The sequence below is a fragment of the Vibrio sp. MMH1-50 genome, assembly GCF_022347645.1.
Classification (GTDB): domain Bacteria; phylum Pseudomonadota; class Gammaproteobacteria; order Enterobacterales; family Vibrionaceae; genus Vibrio; species Vibrio harveyi.
The window spans coordinates 225,557-247,530 of record NZ_JAKRGG010000001.1; the positions used below are offsets into that span (position 1 = coordinate 225,557).

Sequence of the window (21,974 nt, forward strand, 5' to 3'; positions counted from 1 at the left end):
ATCGTTTGAGTTCTTAGTGCTGCGGGTTATCCGCGAGCCAGTTCGCCATGGCGACGAATTGTTGTAGCGTCAAGTTTTCTGGACGCATGCCTGGGTTGATATCAAGCTCTTCCAACACCTCTGTACTGAGCAGAGATTTATAACAGTTACGTACTGTTTTACGGCGTTGGTTAAAGCCTTCACGACATACTCGCTCCAGCAAACGTAGATCTTTAGCTGGGCATGGAAGTTCTTCGTAAGGTACTAGACGAACAACAGCTGAGTCTACTTTCGGTGGCGGAACAAAAGCGGTTGGTGGCACTTCTAGCACTGGTACTACTTTACAGTAGTACTGCGCCATGACCGTTAGACGACCATAAGCCTTGCTACCCGGACCTGCTGCCAAGCGGTTTACTACTTCTTTTTGAAGCATAAAGTGCATATCTTGAATGTCTTTATGGAATTCAAATAGGTGGAACATCAATGGTGTAGAGATGTTGTATGGCAAGTTACCAAAGATACGCAGCTTGTTGTTTGGCTTCACCAGTTGAGTGAAGTCGAAACGCATCGCGTCGCCTTCATGGATAGTAAGCTTATCTGCCAATTCAGGATGGTTGCGTAGACGTTCTGCTAGGTCACGGTCCAATTCGATCACCGTGAACTTGTCGACTTCGCGACCAACAGGTTCGGTGATTGCACCTAGACCCGGGCCGATCTCAACCAGGTTTTGACCTGGTCTTGGGTTAATTGCTGATACGATACCGTCAATAATGTACGGATCGTTCAGGAAGTTTTGACCAAAACGTTTACGCGCTTTGTGTCCTAAATGGACATCATTTCTCATTGTTTCTTCTCTACCAATTCTATCGCATGCGTGAGCGCTGTTCGGAAGCTCCCTGTATCCGCTTGACCTGTCCCTGCCAGTTCTAATGCAGTACCGTGATCCACCGAGGTTCTAATAAAAGGTAGACCAAGAGTAATGTTTACTGAACGACCAAAGCCTTTGTACTTTAATACTGGCAACACTTGGTCGTGGTACATGCCTAAAACAGCATCAGCATCGTTTAAATACTTTTCATTGAAAATAGTATCTGCCGGTAATGGACCGATCAGATTGATTCCTTTTTCTTGTCGAATCTTTTCCAATGTCGGAGTGATGGTCTCGATCTCTTCGCGACCCAAACAGCCATCTTCTCCCGCATGTGGATTTAACCCGCAAACATAGATGTTTGGCTGCGAGATGGCAAATTTTTCTACAAGATCTTTATGAAGAATATCGATGATTTTTTCTAATCGCTCTTCCGTGACGGCTTTTGATACGTAAGCCAAAGGAATGTGCGTAGTGACAAGTGCTACTCTCAGTCCTTCAGTTGCCAGCATCATCACGACCAACGGTGTGTTGGACTTCTCGGCGAAGAATTCAGTATGACCACTGAAAGCAACGCCTGAGCGATTGATCACCCCCTTATGTACAGGGCCGGTGACAATAGCATCAAATTCATCATTCATACAGCCCAAAGCGGCTCTTTCTAGTGTTTTTAATACGTAGTGACCGTTAGCTTCATTGAGTTGACCAGCGATGACATTCTCTGCCATTTCGATATGGTCAACGATCAAGGTACCCGCTTTTTGGGCTTTGGGTGCTTCTTCTGGATTGTAATCAGTCAGTTGAACATCAATGCCGAGTAGTGCGGCACGTTCCAACAGCATGTTTTTGTCTGCGCAGACGACGATTTGGTGTGCCCAGTTTTCCTTAGACAAGGCGAGCACCAAATCGGGACCGATACCCGCAGGTTCCCCTGCGGTTACGACGATTCTGCGAATCGAATTAGTTGCCATCATTATCATCCACGATTTCAACGAATGCGCTTGCGCGTAGCTCTTGCATCCATGCGCCAGCTTCTTCATTAAACTTACGGTTAAATAGAATTCGGTATGCTTTGTTCTTCATCGCTGAATCCGTGCGGTCTACCTGGCGACGGTCTAGAACTTCAACAATGTGCCAACCGTGTACCGTTTTAAATGGTTCACTGATTGAGCCGATCGGTAGTGTTTCTACTTGGTGTTTAAATTCTGGCACGTATAGGTCAGGAGTTTGGTAACCTAGCTCACCATTTTGCGCTGCTGAACCAGGATCTTGGCTGTATTGTGTCGCCAACTGAGCAAAGGTCGCTTCGCCTGCCTTGATACGACGAATAAAGTCGTTTAGCTCTTTCTTCGCACCATCATCACTTAGGATTACCGTCGGTTTGATTAGGATATGGCGAGCATTCACTTCTGTTACTGCTACGGTTTCAAGACCTTTTACATCTTCAATTTTTAGAATGTGGAAACCTACGCCGCTGCGGAATGGACCAATGATGCTACCTTTGTTTTGCATCTTGATCTGGTCTGCAAAGATGGTCGGCATTTCTTCTTTACGCATCCAACCCCAATCACCACCTTGTAGGGCTTTTGGACCTTTTGAATAGGTGTATGCCATTTCCGAGAAGTCAGCACCGTCTTTTAGTTTCTTAACCAAGGCTTTTGCTTCGGCTTCTACTTCTGACTTGTCTTTATCATCAGAGAAGCGAAGTTGAATATGACCAATTTTGTACTGAACGGTTGCATTGGTTTCTTTTGCCAGTTGGTCGGCAAGGCTATCTACTTCAGCAGGAAGAATATTGATACGACGACGCACTAGCGCATTGCGAGCTTCAGAAGCCGCAATTTCTTTACGGATCTGTTCACGAAACTCTGGGTAGCTTAGACCTTCAGCTTGAACAGATGCTGCAAGTTGCTCTACGGTCTGCTTGTTATTACGAGCAATTTCCGCAATTGCTTGGTTTAGACGGTTGTCATCGATACGGACGCCAATACGATCAGCTTCCTGTCCTTGTAGTGTGTCGATGATCAGTTTTTCTACCACTTGGTCTTTCAGCACGCTTGCTGAAGGTAGGCTCTTGCCATTTTGACGAGCATTTGCCTGAAGCGTCTTCATCGCAGTATCGATGTCACTTTGAAGAATTACGCCGTCGTTAACGATAACCGCAACCTTATCAAGCTCTACTGGCGCAGCGGTTACACCACAAGAAAGTAGCGCGGTGAATAAGAGTGATTTCCAAATTTTCATTAAAAATTCCGTCAGTAATATAGATTAAGCGTCTTGCTATTGTTTAAGACGCCTAATTTGATTAATTGTTCAAATAGAATGGACGACCGTATTTGATTGCGTTGTCTGAGCCATCAAGCTCTTTCGCCGCAGTATCAGCTCGTTGGTTGGTTGCAAAACCTTGAATACCAAAGTTCACGCTGATGTTGTTTTCGTATTTTGGTGATGCGCCAGCACTGCCGATGGCTTTTTCATCCCAGCCAAGCAGTTGGTTGGAATATGTCAAACCAAAGTACCAACAGTCAGATTGGTAGCGCACGCTCGCCAACCATTCCATATCAATGTTTTCATTCAGGTCATAGTAGTACTGACCACTTGCAGACCAGCTTGGGTTGAACTCGTAAGCCGCTACAATACCCGCTTGTGAAATCCCCTTACGAGTGATCGTATCTAGGTTTTCGAGAATGATCGTATCTTCGATGTATTCTCGAGTGACGTAACGGTAGTTACCTTGAACAAAACCACCATTGAATTGGTATTCCAGCGTGCTGTTAGCAAGCTGCATTGCGCTCAAATCAATGTCGTATTGAATACCGCCGTGGTAGAACAGGTAATCGTTGTAGTTGAAGTCTGTTTCAATTGCCCAAGATGAGTAGTTTGAGGTCTCATCTGGCACGCTAGGACTGTTACTGATCTTGGTTTTCTTATCGAAGTAGTAGATCTGACCAAACGAGATATTGAGGCGCTCTTTATAGTCATCATCAAAGAATCGAGTACTTGCACCGTAACTCAACTGGTTTGCTGATGCGATCTTATCAATGCCACTGTATTTACGGCTGCGGAATAGACCATAGTAGTCAGTTTGCAGCAAGGTGGTATCGTAGTTGTAGATGTTCGTCTGATCTTCTTCAGGGACATACAAGTACTGCAACTGAGGCTCTAGCGTTTGTGTGTAGCCTTCAATCCAGCTAGTGTCACGCTCTAGATACATACGTGCATGCGTACGGAACTCTGGAATGACGCGTGATACGTTTTCATCAAGCTGGTTGCGTAAATTAGTATCTGTTAGCCCTGTTAAGTCTTGAGAGTAGTATGTCGATAGGACACGAGCTTCTGTAGTCCATGTCGCCCAAGAGTTCGAAAGCGGGATAGTAAGACCAGGCTCTACGTGAACACGAGTTGCATCGGGCTTAGCTGTATCATCAGTATCAAAGCGGCTGATTTGGCTCTTCACGTCAAAGTTAACGTAATTGCCCATGAGTGGTGTGTAGTAGTTCAAATCCAACTGAGGCAGCAGACGGTATGGTTGGTTCTCGTCTTGAAGTAGGATTTGGAAATCACGAACTCGCAGTGATGCATCCCAGAAATTCGAACGGTATTGTACTTCACCTTCTTGAAGCAACTGACCATCTTCTCGGTTACCAATATCAGAGCTGAGATCTCGGAAGTAATCAATATCGCTGACTTTGGAGTAGTCTAAGTTGACTAACCATTGTTTGTTGATGATGCCTTCATGTTTGAACTGGTAACCCCAACGCGACTCGTCGTTGTACTTCTTGTCGCTGTTCATGTACTCGCCTTTGATTTCACCTTGTCCCCAACCATCGGTTAGGTAACGAAAATCAGCGTCGAGCTTGTTACCACGCTTCTGCATGTATAACGGAGTGATCGTCATGTCGTACTCAGGCGCGATGTTCCAATAGAATGGAATCTCAACTTCCATACCATCGTTGGAGCCATACGACAGAGAAGGGAATAGGAAACCTGTCTTACGCGTATCACCAATTGGCATTGTTAAGTACGGTACGTAAAAAACGGGAACGTCCAATACTTCAAAACGAGGGTGGTGCAGTGTAGCGGTTTCTTCATCTTGGTCGACATCAATACCTGATGCGACTAATCGCCAAGAGTTATCGCCTTGAGGGCATGATGTGATAGAGCCGTCTTCCAGCTCATAAACGGATTGACCCGTACGTGCGATATACGCTGCGGTACCTCGACCTTGCTGGCAAAGGAATTGGTAGTCGGTATTTTCTAGCGAGAAGGTATCTCGGTTGATGTCGTTGGTGACACGATCAGAGCGCGCCTTCACCTTACCGTCATTGAAGGTTACGTTACCTTCCGCTACCACTACATTGTCTTGTTGATGAAGTGTCACGCTATCCGCAGTAATCTTCTTTGGTCCTTGCGTCACTTCTACGTTGCCGGAGTATTGGGCTTTGTCGCCATTGATCGCCTGAAGACTATCAGCTTGTACTACGACTGGGGAATTTAGCGCGTCCTCCTCACCACTTGTCTCGACCAAACATTGATCTGTGATGGGCATTTCCTGCACACTATCATTGATATTCGCTTCAGCTTGAGTGGTGGGTACAAACAAGGCGGTGCTGATAGAGGCCGCTAAAAATGTGCGGGAGAAATGTTGCATTGAATTGAACTTTCCTGTGTCACTACTACTCGATGGCTATAGGGCTTGTTGTACCCTAGCTTTATAGCCAAATGAATCAACTATAGTTTGCAATTATCCCAGAGCATGGACTCGCTGTGGCATAATGCCGATATAAAATAGCTGCAAAGATAAGCAGGCGAAATAGCCTGACCGTAAAAAAACTAATTCCATTATCATAAAGGAAATCGTTGCGTCCGGCACTATAAGACCGCCGTCGTCGATAAAAATTCATTGATAGAGAACACATAATGCATATTTTTGGCAAAATATTGGGTGCCTTTTTTGGCTTGTTACTCGGAGGTCCATTCGGTTTATTGTTTGGTCTATTTATCGGTCACCAATTCGATAAAGCACGTCGTTTGAGTCAAGCGGGGTTTTCTACTGGCGGTTTTGGTAAAGGTCCAAGCCAAGCTCAACGTCAGGAAGAATTTTTTAAAGCAGCATTCGCAGTAATGGGACATGTGGCTAAAGCCAAAGGGCAGGTAACGAAAGAAGAGATTCAACTTGCTTCAACGATGATGGACCGCATGAGCCTTCATGGTGAGCAACGCCGTGCTGCCCAAGATGCATTCAGAGAAGGTAAAGAGAGCGACTTTCCGCTGGAAGAAGTATTGGTCCGAGTGAAGATCTCTTCAGCCGGTCGCTTTGATTTGCTGCAATTCTTTTTAGAGTTACAAATTTCTGCCGCATTTGCCGATGGTTCTATTCACCCGAGTGAGCGCAGTGTTCTACATAAAATTGCTCGTGGTCTTGGTTTCTCTTCCGAACAGCTAGAGCGACGTCTCAATATGCAAGAAGCGGCTTTCCGTTTCCAAAGCCAAGGTGGCTTCCATGGTCAGCAGCAAGGTCAGTATCAATCTTCAGGTGCAGGGTGGCAGCAAGCGTCACAAGCAGACCAGTTGGCCGATGCCTATAAAATTCTGGATGTGTCTTCAGATGCAGACGGTAAAACCGTTAAGCGCGCTTACCGTAAATTGATGAACGAGCATCACCCAGATAAATTGATGGCAAAAGGCCTACCACCAGAGATGATGAACGTTGCGAAAGAAAAGTCGCAGGAAATTCAAAACGCGTACGATCTGATCAAAAAGGTGAAGGGCTTTAAATAAGCGCGTATTCTTATCAAATCTCAATAAAAAGGGCACCTAGTGCCCTTTTTTAGTTTCTGTCTGGTCTTTGGTTTGGTGATGGTTTCGAGCTTTCGGGTTAGCATGATCCAAAAGCGCATAGACCTACCAGCCCCCATCAATTGGCTTGATTTAAATTCCAATCGTATTCGTATTTTACTTTTCCAGAAAAGCCTTGGTATTGCGGAGCATATTGAGCAATGTGATTAAATACTTGTTCCTCACCACCAAAATCTTCAGCAAACCAGTCATAAATGGAAGAAAGCTGCGCTGAATTACCTTTAATTGATACACCTTTACTACTGTTAATAAATGTTTTGGCTGCAGAGTCGAGTAGCGCTTGCGTGTTTTCAGCGGTGAATGCTTGAGTTTGTAAATTTGGACATCCCAAGCTTGCACAATTCACTGCATAGTGTGTTCTCGGATCTTGCCAAATTGGACGCAAAATACGATGTTCAATGTCGTTTAAAGTCAAATCTTTACCATTCACCACCACAACTTCGTCTCCCCAAGGTCCAAAGCTAAATAGCCCGCCTAGTTTCGTAATGGATTTAACAGGGTAGTTATCCAAAATTAGGTCAACGGTGATGGCGTTATAAAGGTTAACCCAATACGCGTATTGCTCTGCTTGATTGTATTGTAGGGGATCGAGTTTGGCTAAGCGTTGGATGTACTGTTTTAACTTCGCTTTATCCGTTGCTGAAACTTGGTTATAGCGAAATAACGTGTTTTCATCCTGCTCAACCAAATAGCGGTCTAATAGTTGTTGCCATTCTTGATGAGAAATTTGTGTTTTGCTGGCTTGATTCGATTGCTTCCAATACGGCCACAAATCGGATTTCGGCGCAGAAAAAGCGGAGAAAGAGACGAGGGCACACAATATCAATAATAGACGCTTCATAATTGAACCTTTGGGTTAAACCTTGTTGATAGTGTAGACCTGTAGAAGAAGTAGTTTCTTTCTGAGGTAATGAAAATAAAAGAAAAAAGGCTGGCATAAGCCAACCTTGTATTTGTTTCAATCTCGATTTGAATTAGCTTAAGAAGCTTGGAATTTTCGCTTCGTATTCAGCAATCTTATCTTCGTGTTGAAGGGTCAGACCGATATTGTCTAAACCGTTCAGTAAGCAATGACGACGGAAGGTGTCGATTTCAAAACCATATTCTTTGCCGTTAGCACGAACGACATTAGCTTCTAAGTCCACTTCCACTTCAGCACCTTCGTTAGCCTCAACAAATTGGAATATTTCATCCACTTCTTGTTCTGTAAGGCGAACAGGTACCATCTGGTTGTTGATGGAGTTACCGTAAAAAATATCGGCAAAGCTAGGTGCAATCATCGCTTTGATGCCGTAATCGGCTAATGCCCAAGGGGCGTGCTCACGAGAAGATCCACAACCGAAGTTTTCTCGTGCTAGCAAGATAGAAGCGCCTTGGTAGCGCGGAGCGTTCATCACGAACTCTGGATTTGGCTGTTCGCCAGCATCATCTAAGAAACGCCAGTCATGGAACAAGTGTTTACCAAAACCTAGACGAGATACCTTTTGTAGGAACTGCTTAGGAATAATGGCATCGGTATCTACGTTCGCTGCATCTAGAGGAACAACTAAGCCTGTGTGTTGTTTAAAACCTGACATCTGTTCTCTCCTAGTCCTGGTTCTCAAAAGAAGTCAATTCGCGAATATCAACAAAGTGACCAGCGATTGCCGCTGCCGCTGCCATAGCAGGGCTAACCAAGTGGGTGCGACCATCACGACCTTGGCGACCTTCAAAGTTACGGTTTGATGTTGACGCACAACGCTCATGGGGACCCAAGCGGTCGTTGTTCATGGCCAGACACATTGAGCAACCCGGTAGACGCCATTCAAATCCTGCCTCTTTAAAGATAACGTCCAAGCCTTCCGCTTCAGCTTGGGCTTTTACTTGTTCTGAGCCCGGAACGATAAGAGCTTGAACATGCTCTGCGACTTTACGACCTTTCGCTACTTCTGCTGCTGCACGCATGTCTTCGATTCGTGAGTTAGTACAAGAACCAACAAAGACTTTATCGACGTTGTAATCTGATAACGACTTACCAGCTTCAAGTCCCATGTAAGCCAACGCTTTTTCAGCAGAGGCTTTTTCTACTGGATCTGCAAAGCTCTCTGGTGTTGGGATTGGCTGGTCTACAGCGATTACTTGACCTGGGTTTGTGCCCCAGGTGACTTGTGGCTTGATGTCTGCACCGTTCAGCGTTACTACGGCATCAAACTGAGCATCATCATCCGTTTTTAAGGTTTTCCAGTATTCCACTGCCGCATCAAATTCAGCACCCTGTGGCGAGAACTTACGACCTTTAATGTAATCGAATGTGGTTTCATCTGGTGCAATCAAGCCTGCTTTTGCGCCTAGCTCAATCGCCATGTTACATACCGTCATACGACCTTCCATGGAAAGATCAGTGATGGCTTCTCCACAGAACTCGACGACATAACCTGTACCGCCAGCAGCTGTGGTCTCACCAATAATGGCAAGTACGATGTCTTTAGCAGTGATGCCCGGAGCTACTTTGCCTTTCACTTCGATTTTCATCGTTTTTGCACGTGCTTGTTTTAGCGTTTGAGTTGCTAGCACGTGCTCCACTTCTGAAGTACCGATACCAAATGCAAGTGAACCAAATGCACCGTGAGTTGCGGTATGTGAGTCACCACAAACAATGGTCATACCCGGTAGCGTAATGCCAAGTTCTGGTCCCATTACATGCACAATGCCTTGGTATTTGTGGTTAATGTCGTAAAGCGTAACGCCAAATTCTTCACAGTTTTTCGATAGCGTTTCCATCTGGATACGGGCCATCTCGCCGGAAGCATTGATGTCTTTTGTCGTCGTGGAAACGTTGTGGTCCATAGTCGCAAAAGTTTTGCTGACCTGACGCACTTTACGACCTTTTTCACGCAAGCCGTCAAATGCCTGCGGAGACGTCACTTCGTGTACCAAATGACGGTCGATGTACAAGATTGGGTTTTCCCCTTCTGCTGCGACGGCAACGTGTGCGTCGTAGACTTTTTCGTATAGTGTTTTGCCCATTGGTTTGCTTCCTTTCCTCGTTATCCTTGTCGCTTTGTTTTAGCACCAATGACTGAGAGGTAAGTCATTGGTGGATAGAGGATTTAGTATTTATTATGAATCTGTTCTGTATTATGAGTTTGAGATGTACTCAGCGATCTTATCGCCCATCTCAGATGTTGTAAGCGCAGGGTTGTCACCAGCAAGATCGCCCGTTAGCTCCCCAGCTGAAAGTGCTTTTGATACTGCGGCTTCAATGTCTTGCGCCGCAGTTTCTTCACCTAGGCTGTAACGCAGCATCAGTGCTGCTGATAGGATTTGCGCCACAGGGTTAGCAATATTCTTACCTGCGATATCGGGTGCACTGCCACCTGCTGGCTCGTACAGACCAAATTTACTTTCGTTTAGGCTTGCTGAAGGCAGCATACCCATTGAGCCAGTGATCATTGCACACTCATCAGAAATGATGTCGCCGAAGATGTTTGAACAAAGCATTACGTCAAACTGAGCTGGGTCTTTAATCAACTGCATTGTTGCGTTATCAATGTACATGTGTGACAGCTCGACATCTGGGTAATCTTTTGCGATTTCTTCTACCACTTCACGCCATAGGATTGAGCTTTGCAGAACGTTCGCTTTATCGATTGAACACACCTTCTTACGGCGTAGACGTGCAGATTCAAACGCAATTTTTGCGATACGTTCGATCTCAAAGCGGTGGTAAACCTCGGTATCAAATGCTTTTTCTGTTGCGCCTTCACCTTCACGACCTTTCGGTTGACCGAAGTAGATACCACCAGTTAATTCACGTACTACCACGATGTCAAAACCACGACCTGAGATGTCTGCACGAAGTGGTGAGAAGGCTTCTAGACCAGAATGGATCTGTGCTGGACGAAGATTACAGAATAATTGGAAGTGTTTACGTAGCGGAAGTAGGGCACCACGTTCAGGTTGGTCATTTGGTGGTAAGTGCTCCCACTTTGGTCCGCCTACTGAACCGAATAGGACGGCATCAGACTCTTCACACGCTTTGACTGTACTTTCTGGAAGTGGGCAGCCGTGATTGTCGATCGCAATACCACCAACATCATGCTCGTCACGTTCAAATGCAATACCGTGTTTCTTTTCGATTGCATCCAACACTTTATGCGCTTGCGCCATCACTTCTGGGCCGATACCGTCGCCAGGTAAAACGGCAATTTTGTATGATTTGTCTGTCATGTTAATCCTTTAATATTTCTAAATTTTTGAGCTTATCTAAACGAATTTGGTTGGAGTCTGAGATGTGAATCAGACCCCAATGAATCACATTAAACTGTCGCGATCTTCTTTTGCTTCATCTCTTCAATCTTATCGGCACGATGAATGCTGTTGATGACGTGTAATAGCGCTTGACCAGATGCTTCTACGATATCGGTAGAAACGCCGGTACCGTGGTACTTACGACCTTTGTAGTTGGCGATAATGTCTGCTTGACCAAGACCATCTTCACCTTCACCTTTTGCCGTGAGGTCGAACTTGTCTAGAACGATGTCGTAACCTGTCACGCGGTAGATACATTGGTATAGCGCATCAACCGGACCATTGCCGACTGCAGCCTCACACGTTTCCTCATCACCACATTGCATCTTGATGCTGGTAGTCGCCATTACGCTGCCTGATTGCACACTTAGGTAGTTCAACTTGTAGAAATCATCTTCTTCACGCAAGTTTGAGAAGTGCATTAGGGCTTCTAGATCGTAATCAAATACTTGACCCTTACGGTCGGCAAGCTTCAAGAAGTCCTCGTACAACGCATCTAAGTTGTATTCTTCTTCTTTGTAGCCCATTGAATCCATGTGGCTTTTCACGGCTGCACGACCACTGCGGCTGGTTAGGTTCAGAGCTTGGTTTTTAAGACCGATCGATTCAGGCGTCATGATCTCGTAAGTGTTTTTGTTCTTTAGCATCCCATCTTGGTGAATGCCTGAAGAGTGGCTGAATGCGTTGGCACCAACGATCGCTTTATTGCTCTGAATTGGCATGTTACATAGCTGACTAACCAACTTGCTGGTGCGGTGGATTTCGTCGTGTTTTAGACCGGTATGCACACCCATGAATTCTTGGCGTGTTTTTAGGATCATCGCGATTTCTTCTAAAGAACAGTTACCTGCACGCTCACCGATACCGTTAATGGTGCCTTCTACTTGTCGCGCCCCTGCTTGGACGGCTGCGATAGAGTTTGCGACTGACATACCTAAGTCATCGTGGCAGTGCACAGAGATGATGGCTTTGTCGATGTTGGGTACGCGGTTGAATAGGGTTTCAATGATGCCACCAAACTCACTTGGTACTGTGTAGCCAACGGTGTCTGGAATGTTGATGGTGCTTGCGCCCGCATCGATAGCGGCTTCAACCATGCGGCATAGGTTGTCGATTGGAGTGCGCCCTGCGTCTTCACAAGAAAACTCGACGTCGTCGGTGTAATTGCGTGCGTGTTTTACTGCTTTAACACCCATTTCAACCACATCGTCGTAGCTGCGGCGAAGTTTGTCCTGAACGTGAACAGTCGAAGTGGAGATGAAGGTGTGAATTCGGAAAGCATCAGCGACTTTTAGTGCTTCAGCGGCGGCATCGATGTCTTTCGCAACGGCACGCGAAAGGGCACAAACTCGGCTATTTTTTATGTGTTTTGCGATGGTTTGTACGGACTCGAAATCACCTGGTGAAGAGACAGGAAAACCCGCTTCGATAACATCAACGCCCAGCCTTTCAAGCGCATAGGCAATCTGCAGTTTTTCTTTAACCGTCAAGCTTGCTGACAACGCTTGTTCGCCATCACGCAATGTGGTGTCGAATATAATGACCTGATCGTTCATGTTTGCTTCCTTCATGATTTTTGCACTTTCGCGCAAGTTAATCGTTTACTTCCGGTATTTAGATATAAAAAAACCCGCATTTGCATGCGGGTTTCTAAGAAATTGGTGTGGTTATTTTTCTTCCACAGCCTACCCGCGCGAACTGGTCACGATCAGGAGGAGGCTAAGCAGGATAGAAAAACGTGCTGACATAGTTGTTAAGCATTCCACAAAATTAAGTTAACAAATTAGTACCGCACTCAATGGAGCACGTCAACCCTAAAGTTGATTTTTTATTCATATCGGATCAGTAGGTGAATTAATCTTCTATCAATGATGGACGTCTTCAATGTGAAGAAAGGGGAGATGTTTGTGCTACAACAATTATTGCCGCGACTAAGATCACGCTCACCATCTTCTTCTCATTGTTTTGATACTGCATGCTTTGCGAGCTATCACACAAAGGAGGCAATTGGTTGGCATAAATTCAGCAGAGCGATTTATAGTAGAACGGTTGTATCTACCGAATTTTTGAGGCAAATAGGTTAGGGATTAATGGATTTAGCGAAACAACTTGGACGTTCTGCGCTGGCTCTAGCTCTGGTTTCTTTATCTGGGTGTCAGTTACTTCAATTTGGGCAACCGACAGAGGTCACCTCTTCAGTGGTGGCGAGCGATCATGCTCATAGTGTCTTGATGATCAACCACCAAATGGATGAATACTTGAGTGAAGATGGACGTGAATCCTTTCTAAATCAAATGCTGGTGGCGTTAGAGTCGGATAACCGTGACAAGTTTAAAGGTAAAGATCCAGACACTTACTCTTGGTGGAAGATCCGTGTCCAGCCAAATCAATGGAAGGAAGCAGAAGTAAGTCGTCCTATTGTAGAGGGAGTAGATACGTCAAATACACTTGAATTTATGGATGTTTCATATCGCTCAAAGACCACTCTTAATTTGCGAGCAAAACCGAGCTTAAAAGGGGAGAAGCTGGGAGAGCTAACCAAAGGTGAGGTCTTTAATGCTCTTGCTAAAGTGGAAGGCGAACCATGGTTGTTGGTCGAACAAAAAGGTGTGATTAGAGGTTACGTACACAAAGACTACGCTCGTAGTAATGTCGTCAACCGAGACATTTTGTCGATCAAGCCTAATCCACTATTAAAGCATAATGTTGAGCCAAGCGAACAAGGGAAAAACGAATTGTTCGGTAGCTATACTTGCCGTGATTTGAGCTATGAGCTCACGAAAGATGGTCACATGACCACCGGCTCGCTTAGAGCATGTCGTAAACAAAGAAAGATCTGGTACATCGATGCACCAGTCTCTGCTTCCAATCAGTCTTGATCTTTTATGCTCAGACCTTCTGGGTGAATATCTTCGTACTTATGAGCTCGGTTGATCAACGTAACGATTACCGAGCTTAGTGCTAATCTTAACTCCCGCCGTTTTTTCTGCCCTGCTGCAAATGATAACGTGTCATTAATTATCCAAATTCTCGTCATGTAGTTGTCACCTTACACGCCTAGTTTTCATGTAAAGGTCAAAGTAAAGGAATGTTACATGCGAGCTTTAGAGACAATTAGCCAGCCAATGGCAAGCATTGCTAAATTTGATTTGGCGTTCTCCAGTGTGTGTTTACAACATCGATTTAATCAGCAAGTCGCGAATATCAGTAAAGGAGTTTCTCATAGTGGGGATGGACACCTCTATGTGGTGTTAGGGTTGTTAGCTTGGCTACTTGATAAGCAACATGGTCATTGGTTCTTGATTACCGGGTTAACCGCATTTGCCATCGAATTACCCATTTACTGGGTGTTGAAAAACAGCTTTAAGCGCCGTCGTCCTGAGGAATTGAGCGCGTTGCTTCCTGCCTTTATTACTCCCTCTGACCGTTACAGCTTACCTTCAGGTCATACTGCGGCGGGCTTTTTGATGGCGACGCTCATTCATCATTTTTATCCAGACTTAGGCATATTTGCTTTCACTTGGGCAGCCTTGATTGGGACATCACGTATTCTGCTTGGCGTGCACTTTTTTACTGACATTATCATTGGTGCTTTGTTGGGGAGCCTATGTGGTTCTTTGGCAATTGGGCTCATTGGAGGTTAATGGATGAAAATTCTGTATGGTGTTCAAGGCACAGGAAATGGTCACATCGCCCGCGCAAGAGCCATGAGTAAAGCTTTTCAAACTCACGACGTGCAGGTTGATTTTCTTTTCTCTGGACGCGAACCAGAAAAGTACTTTTCAATGGAGTCTTTTGGAAACTATCAAACTCGGCGTGGCTTTACCTTTGTGACAGAGAAAGGTGCCGTCAGCTATGCTAAAACGGCATTACGCAATAACTTGGTTCAGTTTATCCAAGAAGTAAATCAGCTGGATTTGTCTTCTTATGATCTGGTGATCAATGATTTCGAACCCGTCTCGGCTTGGGCTGCTCGTAAGCAGAACAAACCTTGTATTGGTATCAGTCATCAAAATGCATTCCGCTACCCAGTACCTCTTAAGGGGGCGAGTTGGTTGGATAAATCCGTCATAGAGCATTTTGCTCCTTCGCAACACCACCTAGGTTTGCATTGGTATCACTTTGATCAGCCGATCTTACCACCTATCGTTCATACGCTTGAGCAAACGAGTGGTAATGATGACTTTGTTCTCGTCTATCTTCCGTTTGAATCAATAGAAGACATCAGCGATTTGTTGTTCCATTTTAATCAACAGTCTTTTGTCTGTTATCACCCGAACGTGATTGAGTGTGAGCAAGTGGAAAATATTGAACTAAGACCTCTGTGTCACACTAACTTTCAATCTCATTTGCAACGTTGTAGTGGAGTGATTGCCAATGGTGGTTTTGAACTGCCATCGGAAGCCCTTTCTCTTGGCAAGAAGCTATTACTTAAACCGCTTTCTGGGCAATTTGAACAGCAAAGTAACGTCGCAACATTGGAAGACTTAGGGCTAGCATCTTCGATGGAAAACCTTGATATTTCGACGGTACGTCAGTGGTTGAAAGAACAACAAGCAGAAAGCGTGAAGTATCCTGATGTTGCAAAAGCGATCGCCAACTGGGTATTACAAGGTGTCTGGGATGCACCTGAAAAACTCTCTGAACAACTATGGGAACAAGTCGATTTTCCGAGTTACGTATCGAATATTTAACGTCTGATTTATCTTCTAAGTTGCAGTCATTCACGCGCTGATTGGCTGCATTTTTATGCCTTCTATATCATTTCTATTCACGGTCATTTTGCTGACTCTTTAACTGATTTGCATGTTTTGTGAACTTAACTATTGATGCTGGTTTTTGAACTCAAATGCAAACAATAAGCAGGGCAAATGGGTTGTATGATCCCTGTAGATTGTCATTAACGTGCTAAATAGGTTGTAAGAAACCTCTGATTTAGGCGTTTTATACTTTTTTATGTTTTTCTTAACGATATGATAAATATGGAATAAATAACTAATTGGCTAAAATTTAATGATTAAATATCAATCTAGTTGCGAAACCTTGATTGATTAGTTGATAGTACGGTTCGAGCCGGAAATATCTGGACGATAAATATAATACAAATTCGGTTTTCTATTCCTTAAAAAATGATTTGAATCCAGCCACGGTCGTTTGTGTGCAAAGAGATTCTATTCGTTAAGAATTCATTGAACCAAGTTGACGATTACATAAGAGGCGCACTCCATGTTAGATAAAAAAGACGCGATGAGCGCAATTGCTAGCTACCGTATGGAAAGCACATTGCGTGGTGTAGATTTAAACCTATTGACCGTATTTGATGCAGTGATGCAAGAGCAAAATATTACTCGTGCAGCACATAACCTTGGCATGTCACAACCAGCAGTAAGTAATGCGGTTGCTCGCCTAAAAGTAATGTTTAATGATGAGCTATTCATGCGTCAGGGTCGTGGTATTCAGCCAACTCAGCGTGCTCGTCAACTGTTTGGTCCTATCCGCCAAGCACTACAGCTTATTCGTAACGAACTTCCAAGCTCAGTTTTCCAACCTGAGTCTTCAACTCGTCTATTTAAACTGGCGATTTGTAGCCCATGTGATATGCGTTTCGCACCGAGAATCATGGCTAACATTAACGAGCAAGCACCAAGCGTACAGCTACACCTAGATGCGGAATTTGATCGCCTTCTATCTGAGCGTATGCGCTACCAAGAAATCGACTTCGTAATTGACTACGCACGTTTTGATGATCAAGGCTTCTCAAGCACTGAAATCTTTAAAGATGAGCTAGTGGTTATTGCTTCTAAGACGCACCCTCGCATCCAAGGTGGTGTATCTGCTGAGCAACTGATCAACGAGAAACACGCGAAGCTATCACGTGTACATGGTCAACGTAGCTTCTCTGAGCAAGCGTACCGCGAACTTGATTGCCAAGCCGCTTATGAAGGTTCAAGCCTAAGCAACCTGCTATACGTAGTAAGCCAATCTGAGCTTGTGACTATCGCTCCTCGCTGGATGGCTGAGAATGCAGTGAACAGCGACCAGTTGCAAATCCTAGATTTCCCATTTGAAAACAAGGAAATCAGTGGTTACCTAAGCTGGCACGAATCAAGTGAGAAGGACAAAGGCCACATCTGGTTACGTGACCAACTTATGATCACTTGTGGTGAAGTTGTTGCGCTTAAATAAGCTGAATTTTTAGCCTGATCAACTGGTCAGACTGGACTTGTAATCATCAATTTTTACAATTCCTTGCCCCTGAGAGAACGCCGTCTCTCAGGGGCTTTTTATGTCCGCTATTTAATAGTCGAAACAGCGACTTAAGTTGATTAAACCTTCAGCAGTTAAAGACCTGCTATGCTCTCATTAGTGATAGTCGTCTCTTAATAATGATAAGTTTGATAATGGTCAGTTGCGTTTTTAAGCGTCGAGGTTACACTTGTGCGCTCAAATAGCTTACGCCTGTAAGCCAAAAGGTAATGTAAAGAATGGCCAAGTTAGATTTTCATATCGTAAAACGTATTCGTGAACAAATTGCGAAGGGTAGTACTCGTGTTGCGCTTAAACATAAAGTCGGCGACACATGGCAAGGTATTACTTGGGAGCAGTTTGGTCAGCAAGTAGATGCTTTGTCACTTGCGCTTTTGGCTCAGGGATTGGGCGTTCAAGATAAGATCGGTATTTTTTCAAATAACATGCCGCAATGGACCATTGCTGATTTTGCAGCACTTCAATTGCGTGGCGTTACCGTACCTATCTATCCAACTAACACCGCAGCTCAATCGGCTTACATCATTGATAACGCAGACGTCAAAGTGTTGTTCGTTGGTGAGCAGCCACAGTTTGATGCCGCGGTTAGCATTTTCGATGAATGTAAGCAGCTAGAACTGATCGTTGCGATGTCAGATGATATTGACCTAGGCGATCATGCATTTGCCATGACATGGAAAGACTTCGTTGCTCAGGGCGACGTTAGTCACCAAGCTGAGCTAGAAACTCGTTTAGAACATGCGCAAGAAGAAGATCTACTGACCCTGATTTACACCTCTGGTACCACAGGTCAACCGAAAGGTGTAATGCTAGATTACGCGAACATCTCTGCTCAACTTGAAGGTCATGATGAGCGCTTGAGTTTAACTGAAGACGACGTATCGCTGTGTTTCTTGCCATTATCACACGTGTTTGAGCGTGCATGGACATTCTATGTGCTTTATAAAGGTGGTACCAACTGCTACCTGCAAGACACCATGCAAGTACGTGATGCCCTGAGTGAAGTACGCCCAACCGTGATGAGTGCGGTTCCTCGTTTTTATGAGAAGATCTTCTCTGCGATCCACGAGAAAGTGTCACGTGCACCATTCCATCGCAAAATTATGTTTACTTGGGCGGTCAACATGGGTGCGAAGATGGCTGCTTGTCATCAAGAAAACCGCAAGCCATCACTGATGCTACGTAAATCTTATGCTTTGGCAGACAAACTAGTGTTGAGCAAGCTACGTGCATTATTGGGTGGACGCATTAATTTCATGCCATGTGGTGGCGCGAAGCTAGATGAAACCATTGGGCGTTTTTTCCACGCAATTGGCATCAATGTTAAGCTTGGCTACGGTATGACAGAAACCACGGCAACCGTATCTTGTTGGGATGATCAATGCTTTGATCCGAGCTCTATCGGTATGGCAATGCCAGGCGCTCAAGTTAAGATTGGTGAAAACAACGAAATTTTAGTGCGCGGTCCAATGGTGATGCGTGGCTACTACAAAATGCCAGAGGAAACTGAGAAGACGTTTGACGAACATGGCTTCTTGAAGACTGGCGATGCAGGCTACATTGATGAAAATGGCAACTTGTTCATTACTGACCGCATCAAAGAACTGATGAAGACTTCAAACGGTAAGTACATTGCACCTCAAGTCGTAGAAGGTGCAATCGGTAAAGACCACTTCATTGAGCAGATTGCTGTCATCGCAGATACACGTAAATTTGTATCGGCTCTGATTGTTCCGTGTTACGACTCACTTGAAGAGTATGCGAAAGAACTAAATATCAAGTACCACGATCGTGTTGAATTGATCAAACATCATCAGATTGTTGAGATGCTTGAGAAGCGTGTTAATGACCTGCAGAAAGAACTGGCTAAGTTTGAACAAGTTAAGAAATTCAAACTTTTACCTAAAGCATTCTCGATGGATGATGGTGAGTTGACCCCAACACAAAAACTTCGTCGTAAAGTCATTAACGACAAATACCAAGATGAAATCGAAGAAATGTACACTGAAAAGTCTGATAAAAAGTAACTTAAGCTAACTTAGATTTCAGATTGATGAAAATGTCCCCAGTTGCCTGATATTGTGCTGCTGGGGATTTTTTATGACCGTCTTTCACACTTTTAGTTGTGACTTATGAAGGAAGTTTCGCTGAAAGTTGCCATTTCTAGTGAAATTATTCACTTTATTTTCTTTTGGTTTCTTATCTTGATTCTATTTTGCGCTACTTAGTTAGCGTCAAACCCTGCCTTTGTTCTGATTTATAGCATCTTGTTTAAAATTTGATTCAACTCTCATTAGACCCGTTGATAATAAAACGTTACATTTGTTGTGTTACCTTGCGTTTTGTTATGACAGACGTAAGACATAGCTGAAAAAGTGGAAGTATTTCTATTAGGCTACGAATAAGACCTAGACTATGTAAAACCAGACCAAACCGTTGGCCTTACGGTGAGGAAAACTGGTAAGGAGAGCAAATTATGACAGCAATGTTGTCAGGCGCAGAGATGGTTGTGCAATCTCTGATTGAAGAGAGCGTAGAGCAAATCTTTGGTTACCCTGGTGGGTCCGTTTTAGATATCTACGACGCACTGCACGCCAAAACCGATCAAATCAAACACGTACTAGTAAGACACGAACAAGCCGCTACCCATATGGCAGATGGCTATGCGCGAGCGACGGGCAAGCCCGGAGTCGTACTGGTATGTTCTGGTCCTGGTGCAACCAATACCATCACAGGTATTGCGACTGCATACATGGATTCAATTCCAATGATTGTTATCTCAGGTAACGTACCAAACAACCTGATTGGTAATGATGCCTTCCAAGAGTGTGACATTGTGGGTGTTTCACGCCCTGTTGTGAAACACAGCTTCCTCGTTAAGAAAGCGGAAGACATTCCTGAAACGATCAAAAAAGCGTTCTACATCTCGACAACAGGTCGACCTGGACCGGTTGTGATTGATTTGCCGAAAGATATTTTGAACCCGCAAATCAAGCTTCCTTACGAGTACCCAGAAAGCATTTCGATGCGTTCATATAAGCCAACGACGTCTGGTCACAAAGGTCAGATCAAAAAAGCGTTGAAGTCGCTTGTTGAAGCGAAGAAACCAGTACTGTACATCGGTGGTGGGGCGGTAATTTCCGGTGCGCATGAGCATATTCAAACGCTATCGGAGCAGTTAAACCTTCCTGTTGTAAGCACACTAATGGGGTTAGGTGCCTTCCCGGGTACACATAAAAACTCGCTTGGTATGCTAGGTATGCACGGTACTTACGAAGCTAACATGGCGATGCATGAAGCGGATCTTATCTTTGGTATTGGGGTACGTTTTGATGACCGTACGACCAATAATCTAGAGAAGTATTGTCCGAATGCTAAAGTGATGCACATTGATATTGACCCATCTTCTATCTCGAAAAATGTGAAAGTTGATTTGCCTATCGTAGGTTCTGCTGAAAAAGTATTAGCGACCATGGTTGGTCTGCTCAACGAGCAGGGCAATAACAACGATCAAGAAGCGATAGGTCAGTGGTGGGAAGACATTCAAGTATGGCGAGATCGCAACTGCTTGGCGTATGAGACATCTCCTGAGCGCATTAAGCCGCAACAAGTTATCGAAACACTGCACAAGCTAACCAAGGGAGACGCTTACGTTGCGTCTGATGTAGGACAGCACCAGATGTTTGCGGCGCTTTACTATCCATTTAATAAACCACGCCGTTGGATTAACTCGGGTGGCCTCGGCACAATGGGCTTCGGTCTACCTGCTGGTATGGGTGTGAAATTCGCCATGCCAGAAGAAGAAGTGGTGGTTGTGACTGGTGATGGCAGTATCCAAATGAATATTCAGGAGTTGTCGACGGCCATGCAATACGACATCCCTGTAAAAATCATTAACTTGAATAACCGTTTCCTAGGCATGGTAAAACAATGGCAAGACATTATTTATCAAGGTCGTCACTCTAACTCGTACATGAGTTCTGTTCCTGATTTTGCAGCGATTGCAGAAGCTTATGGTCACGTCGGTATTCGTATCGAAACGCCAGATCAGCTAGAAGCGGGTCTCCAAAAGGCGCTCGACATGAAAGATCGTTTGGTGTTTGTCGACATCAACGTAGATGAAACCGAACACGTTTACCCAATGCAGATCAAAGGCGAGGGTATGGACAAGATGTGGCTAAGCAAAACGGAGCGTACTTAATATGAGACACATTATTTCTTTGTTAATGGAAAACCAGCCAGGTGCTTTGTCTCGCGTTGTCGGTTTGTTTTCTCAGCGTGGTTACAACATTGAATCATTGAACGTATCACCAACTGATGACGAAACACTGTCGCGTCTAAATATCACGACTAACTCTGATGAAATGCAGTTGGAGCAGATTCAGAAGCAATTGCATAAGCTGATCGATGTGCTCAAAGTGCAAGAAGTCACGGAATTTGACCACATCGAGCGCGAACTGATGATGGTCAAGGTGAAAGCGAGTGGTTTTGCTCGTGCTGAAGTGAAGCGTACCGCGGATATTTTCCGTGGTCAGATTGTTGATGTCACGGCTTCTCAATATACGGTGCAACTTGCGGGTACCAGTGAGAAACTGGACGCTTTCATCCAAGCGATTTCGGAAGTTACGGAAGTGGTCGAAGTGGCTCGAAGTGGTGTCGTAGGCATTGCTCGCGGGGAACGTTGCCTCAAGCCTTAATGAAATCTGATGCA

Annotated in this window: 17 protein-coding genes; 8 read left to right on the forward strand and 9 right to left on the reverse strand. The window is 44.7% G+C overall.

The annotated features are described in order from the left end of the window. Positions 1-13 precede the first annotated feature (13 nt). The 4 genes from rsmA to lptD all read right to left on the reverse strand — a co-directional run bounded on the left by rsmA (position 14) and on the right by lptD (position 5,498). Entirely contained in the window at positions 14-823 is an 810-nt protein-coding gene (rsmA, locus tag MHO32_RS01120) for a 16S rRNA (adenine(1518)-N(6)/adenine(1519)-N(6))-dimethyltransferase RsmA (RefSeq protein WP_239210527.1), read from the reverse strand. Further along, positions 820-1,818, reverse strand: coding sequence for a 4-hydroxythreonine-4-phosphate dehydrogenase PdxA (gene pdxA, locus MHO32_RS01125; protein WP_239210567.1), 999 nt, complete (start codon positions 1,816-1,818; stop codon positions 820-822). Before pdxA ends, rsmA begins: the two co-directional genes overlap by 4 nt. Continuing rightward, positions 1,808-3,091 carry a peptidylprolyl isomerase SurA gene (gene surA / locus MHO32_RS01130; protein ID WP_005450468.1) on the reverse strand — a complete coding sequence of 428 codons (1,284 nt, stop codon included), beginning with the start codon at positions 3,089-3,091 and terminating at the stop codon, positions 1,808-1,810. Before surA ends, pdxA begins: the two co-directional genes overlap by 11 nt. 61 nt (positions 3,092-3,152) lie before the next feature. Further along, a complete protein-coding gene (lptD, locus tag MHO32_RS01135) occupies positions 3,153-5,498 on the reverse strand; it encodes an LPS assembly protein LptD (RefSeq protein WP_005450467.1) in 2,346 nt (781 codons plus the stop codon). A gap of 269 nt (positions 5,499-5,767) precedes the next feature. Here lptD and djlA point away from each other — a divergent pair, with 269 nt between their 5' ends. After that, a complete protein-coding gene (gene djlA / locus MHO32_RS01140; RefSeq protein WP_009698850.1) occupies positions 5,768-6,628 on the forward strand; it encodes a co-chaperone DjlA in 861 nt (286 codons plus the stop codon). Positions 6,629-6,764: 136 nt separating this feature from the next. Here the strand turns inward: djlA and MHO32_RS01145 are convergent, their stop codons facing one another. The 5 genes from MHO32_RS01145 to leuA form a co-directional block, all read right to left on the reverse strand. Continuing rightward, positions 6,765-7,547 carry a DUF547 domain-containing protein gene (locus MHO32_RS01145; protein WP_009698849.1) on the reverse strand — a complete coding sequence of 261 codons (783 nt, stop codon included), beginning with the start codon at positions 7,545-7,547 and terminating at the stop codon, positions 6,765-6,767. 133 nt (positions 7,548-7,680) lie between these two features. After that, positions 7,681-8,283 carry a 3-isopropylmalate dehydratase small subunit gene (gene leuD / locus MHO32_RS01150; RefSeq protein WP_005450464.1) on the reverse strand — a complete coding sequence of 201 codons (603 nt, stop codon included), beginning with the start codon at positions 8,281-8,283 and terminating at the stop codon, positions 7,681-7,683. Between the two features lie 10 nt (positions 8,284-8,293). Further along, on the reverse strand, positions 8,294-9,712 hold the full coding sequence (gene leuC / locus MHO32_RS01155; RefSeq protein WP_005450463.1) for a 3-isopropylmalate dehydratase large subunit: 1,419 nt from the start codon (positions 9,710-9,712) through the stop codon (positions 8,294-8,296). A gap of 111 nt (positions 9,713-9,823) precedes the next feature. Continuing rightward, complete coding sequence (leuB, locus tag MHO32_RS01160) at positions 9,824-10,915, reverse strand: 3-isopropylmalate dehydrogenase (RefSeq protein ID WP_114320410.1); 1,092 nt, start codon at positions 10,913-10,915, stop codon at positions 9,824-9,826. 89 nt (positions 10,916-11,004) lie between these two features. After that, positions 11,005-12,552, reverse strand: coding sequence for a 2-isopropylmalate synthase (leuA, locus tag MHO32_RS01165; protein ID WP_005450461.1), 1,548 nt, complete (start codon positions 12,550-12,552; stop codon positions 11,005-11,007). A gap of 534 nt (positions 12,553-13,086) precedes the next feature. On the opposite strand from leuA, the gene MHO32_RS01170 reads away from it, so the two are divergent. From MHO32_RS01170 to ilvN, 7 genes are all read left to right on the forward strand, one after another. Further along, positions 13,087-13,875, forward strand: coding sequence for an SH3 domain-containing protein (locus MHO32_RS01170; RefSeq protein ID WP_038897765.1), 789 nt, complete (start codon positions 13,087-13,089; stop codon positions 13,873-13,875). Between the two features lie 216 nt (positions 13,876-14,091). After that, complete coding sequence (locus MHO32_RS01175) at positions 14,092-14,640, forward strand: phosphatase PAP2 family protein (RefSeq protein ID WP_005450458.1); 549 nt, start codon at positions 14,092-14,094, stop codon at positions 14,638-14,640. 3 nt (positions 14,641-14,643) lie between these two features. Further along, on the forward strand, positions 14,644-15,690 hold the full coding sequence (locus MHO32_RS01180) for an MJ1255/VC2487 family glycosyltransferase (protein ID WP_047512564.1): 1,047 nt from the start codon (positions 14,644-14,646) through the stop codon (positions 15,688-15,690). 532 nt (positions 15,691-16,222) lie between these two features. Further along, positions 16,223-17,182, forward strand: a complete 960-nt coding sequence (gene calR / locus MHO32_RS01185; protein ID WP_005430441.1) for a LysR family transcriptional regulator CalR — start codon at positions 16,223-16,225, stop codon at positions 17,180-17,182. Positions 17,183-17,481: 299 nt separating this feature from the next. Further along, complete coding sequence (locus MHO32_RS01190; protein WP_038897768.1) at positions 17,482-19,290, forward strand: AMP-dependent synthetase/ligase; 1,809 nt, start codon at positions 17,482-17,484, stop codon at positions 19,288-19,290. Positions 19,291-19,739: 449 nt separating this feature from the next. Beyond that, positions 19,740-21,464 carry an acetolactate synthase 3 large subunit gene (locus MHO32_RS01195; RefSeq protein ID WP_005450455.1) on the forward strand — a complete coding sequence of 575 codons (1,725 nt, stop codon included), beginning with the start codon at positions 19,740-19,742 and terminating at the stop codon, positions 21,462-21,464. 1 nt (position 21,465) lies between these two features. After that, complete coding sequence (gene ilvN / locus MHO32_RS01200; RefSeq protein WP_005450454.1) at positions 21,466-21,960, forward strand: acetolactate synthase small subunit; 495 nt, start codon at positions 21,466-21,468, stop codon at positions 21,958-21,960. The last annotated feature ends 14 nt before the right edge of the window (positions 21,961-21,974 follow it).

Bases quoted from the DNA above. Each gene is read 5' to 3' on its own strand.
- rsmA (WP_239210527.1), bottom strand. From the start codon at position 823: ATGAGAAATGATGTCCATTTAGGACACAAAGCGCGTAAACGTTTTGGT.
- pdxA (WP_239210567.1), bottom strand. From the start codon at position 1,818: ATGGCAACTAATTCGATTCGCAGAATCGTCGTAACCGCAGGGGAACCT.
- surA (WP_005450468.1), bottom strand. From the start codon at position 3,091: ATGAAAATTTGGAAATCACTCTTATTCACCGCGCTACTTTCTTGTGGT.
- lptD (WP_005450467.1), bottom strand. From the start codon at position 5,498: ATGCAACATTTCTCCCGCACATTTTTAGCGGCCTCTATCAGCACCGCC.
- djlA (WP_009698850.1), top strand. From the start codon at position 5,768: ATGCATATTTTTGGCAAAATATTGGGTGCCTTTTTTGGCTTGTTACTC.
- MHO32_RS01145 (WP_009698849.1), bottom strand. From the start codon at position 7,547: ATGAAGCGTCTATTATTGATATTGTGTGCCCTCGTCTCTTTCTCCGCT.
- leuD (WP_005450464.1), bottom strand. From the start codon at position 8,283: ATGTCAGGTTTTAAACAACACACAGGCTTAGTTGTTCCTCTAGATGCA.
- leuC (WP_005450463.1), bottom strand. From the start codon at position 9,712: ATGGGCAAAACACTATACGAAAAAGTCTACGACGCACACGTTGCCGTC.
- leuB (WP_114320410.1), bottom strand. From the start codon at position 10,915: ATGACAGACAAATCATACAAAATTGCCGTTTTACCTGGCGACGGTATC.
- leuA (WP_005450461.1), bottom strand. From the start codon at position 12,552: ATGAACGATCAGGTCATTATATTCGACACCACATTGCGTGATGGCGAA.
- MHO32_RS01170 (WP_038897765.1), top strand. From the start codon at position 13,087: ATGGATTTAGCGAAACAACTTGGACGTTCTGCGCTGGCTCTAGCTCTG.
- MHO32_RS01175 (WP_005450458.1), top strand. From the start codon at position 14,092: ATGCGAGCTTTAGAGACAATTAGCCAGCCAATGGCAAGCATTGCTAAA.
- MHO32_RS01180 (WP_047512564.1), top strand. From the start codon at position 14,644: ATGAAAATTCTGTATGGTGTTCAAGGCACAGGAAATGGTCACATCGCC.
- calR (WP_005430441.1), top strand. From the start codon at position 16,223: ATGTTAGATAAAAAAGACGCGATGAGCGCAATTGCTAGCTACCGTATG.
- MHO32_RS01190 (WP_038897768.1), top strand. From the start codon at position 17,482: ATGGCCAAGTTAGATTTTCATATCGTAAAACGTATTCGTGAACAAATT.
- MHO32_RS01195 (WP_005450455.1), top strand. From the start codon at position 19,740: ATGACAGCAATGTTGTCAGGCGCAGAGATGGTTGTGCAATCTCTGATT.
- ilvN (WP_005450454.1), top strand. From the start codon at position 21,466: ATGAGACACATTATTTCTTTGTTAATGGAAAACCAGCCAGGTGCTTTG.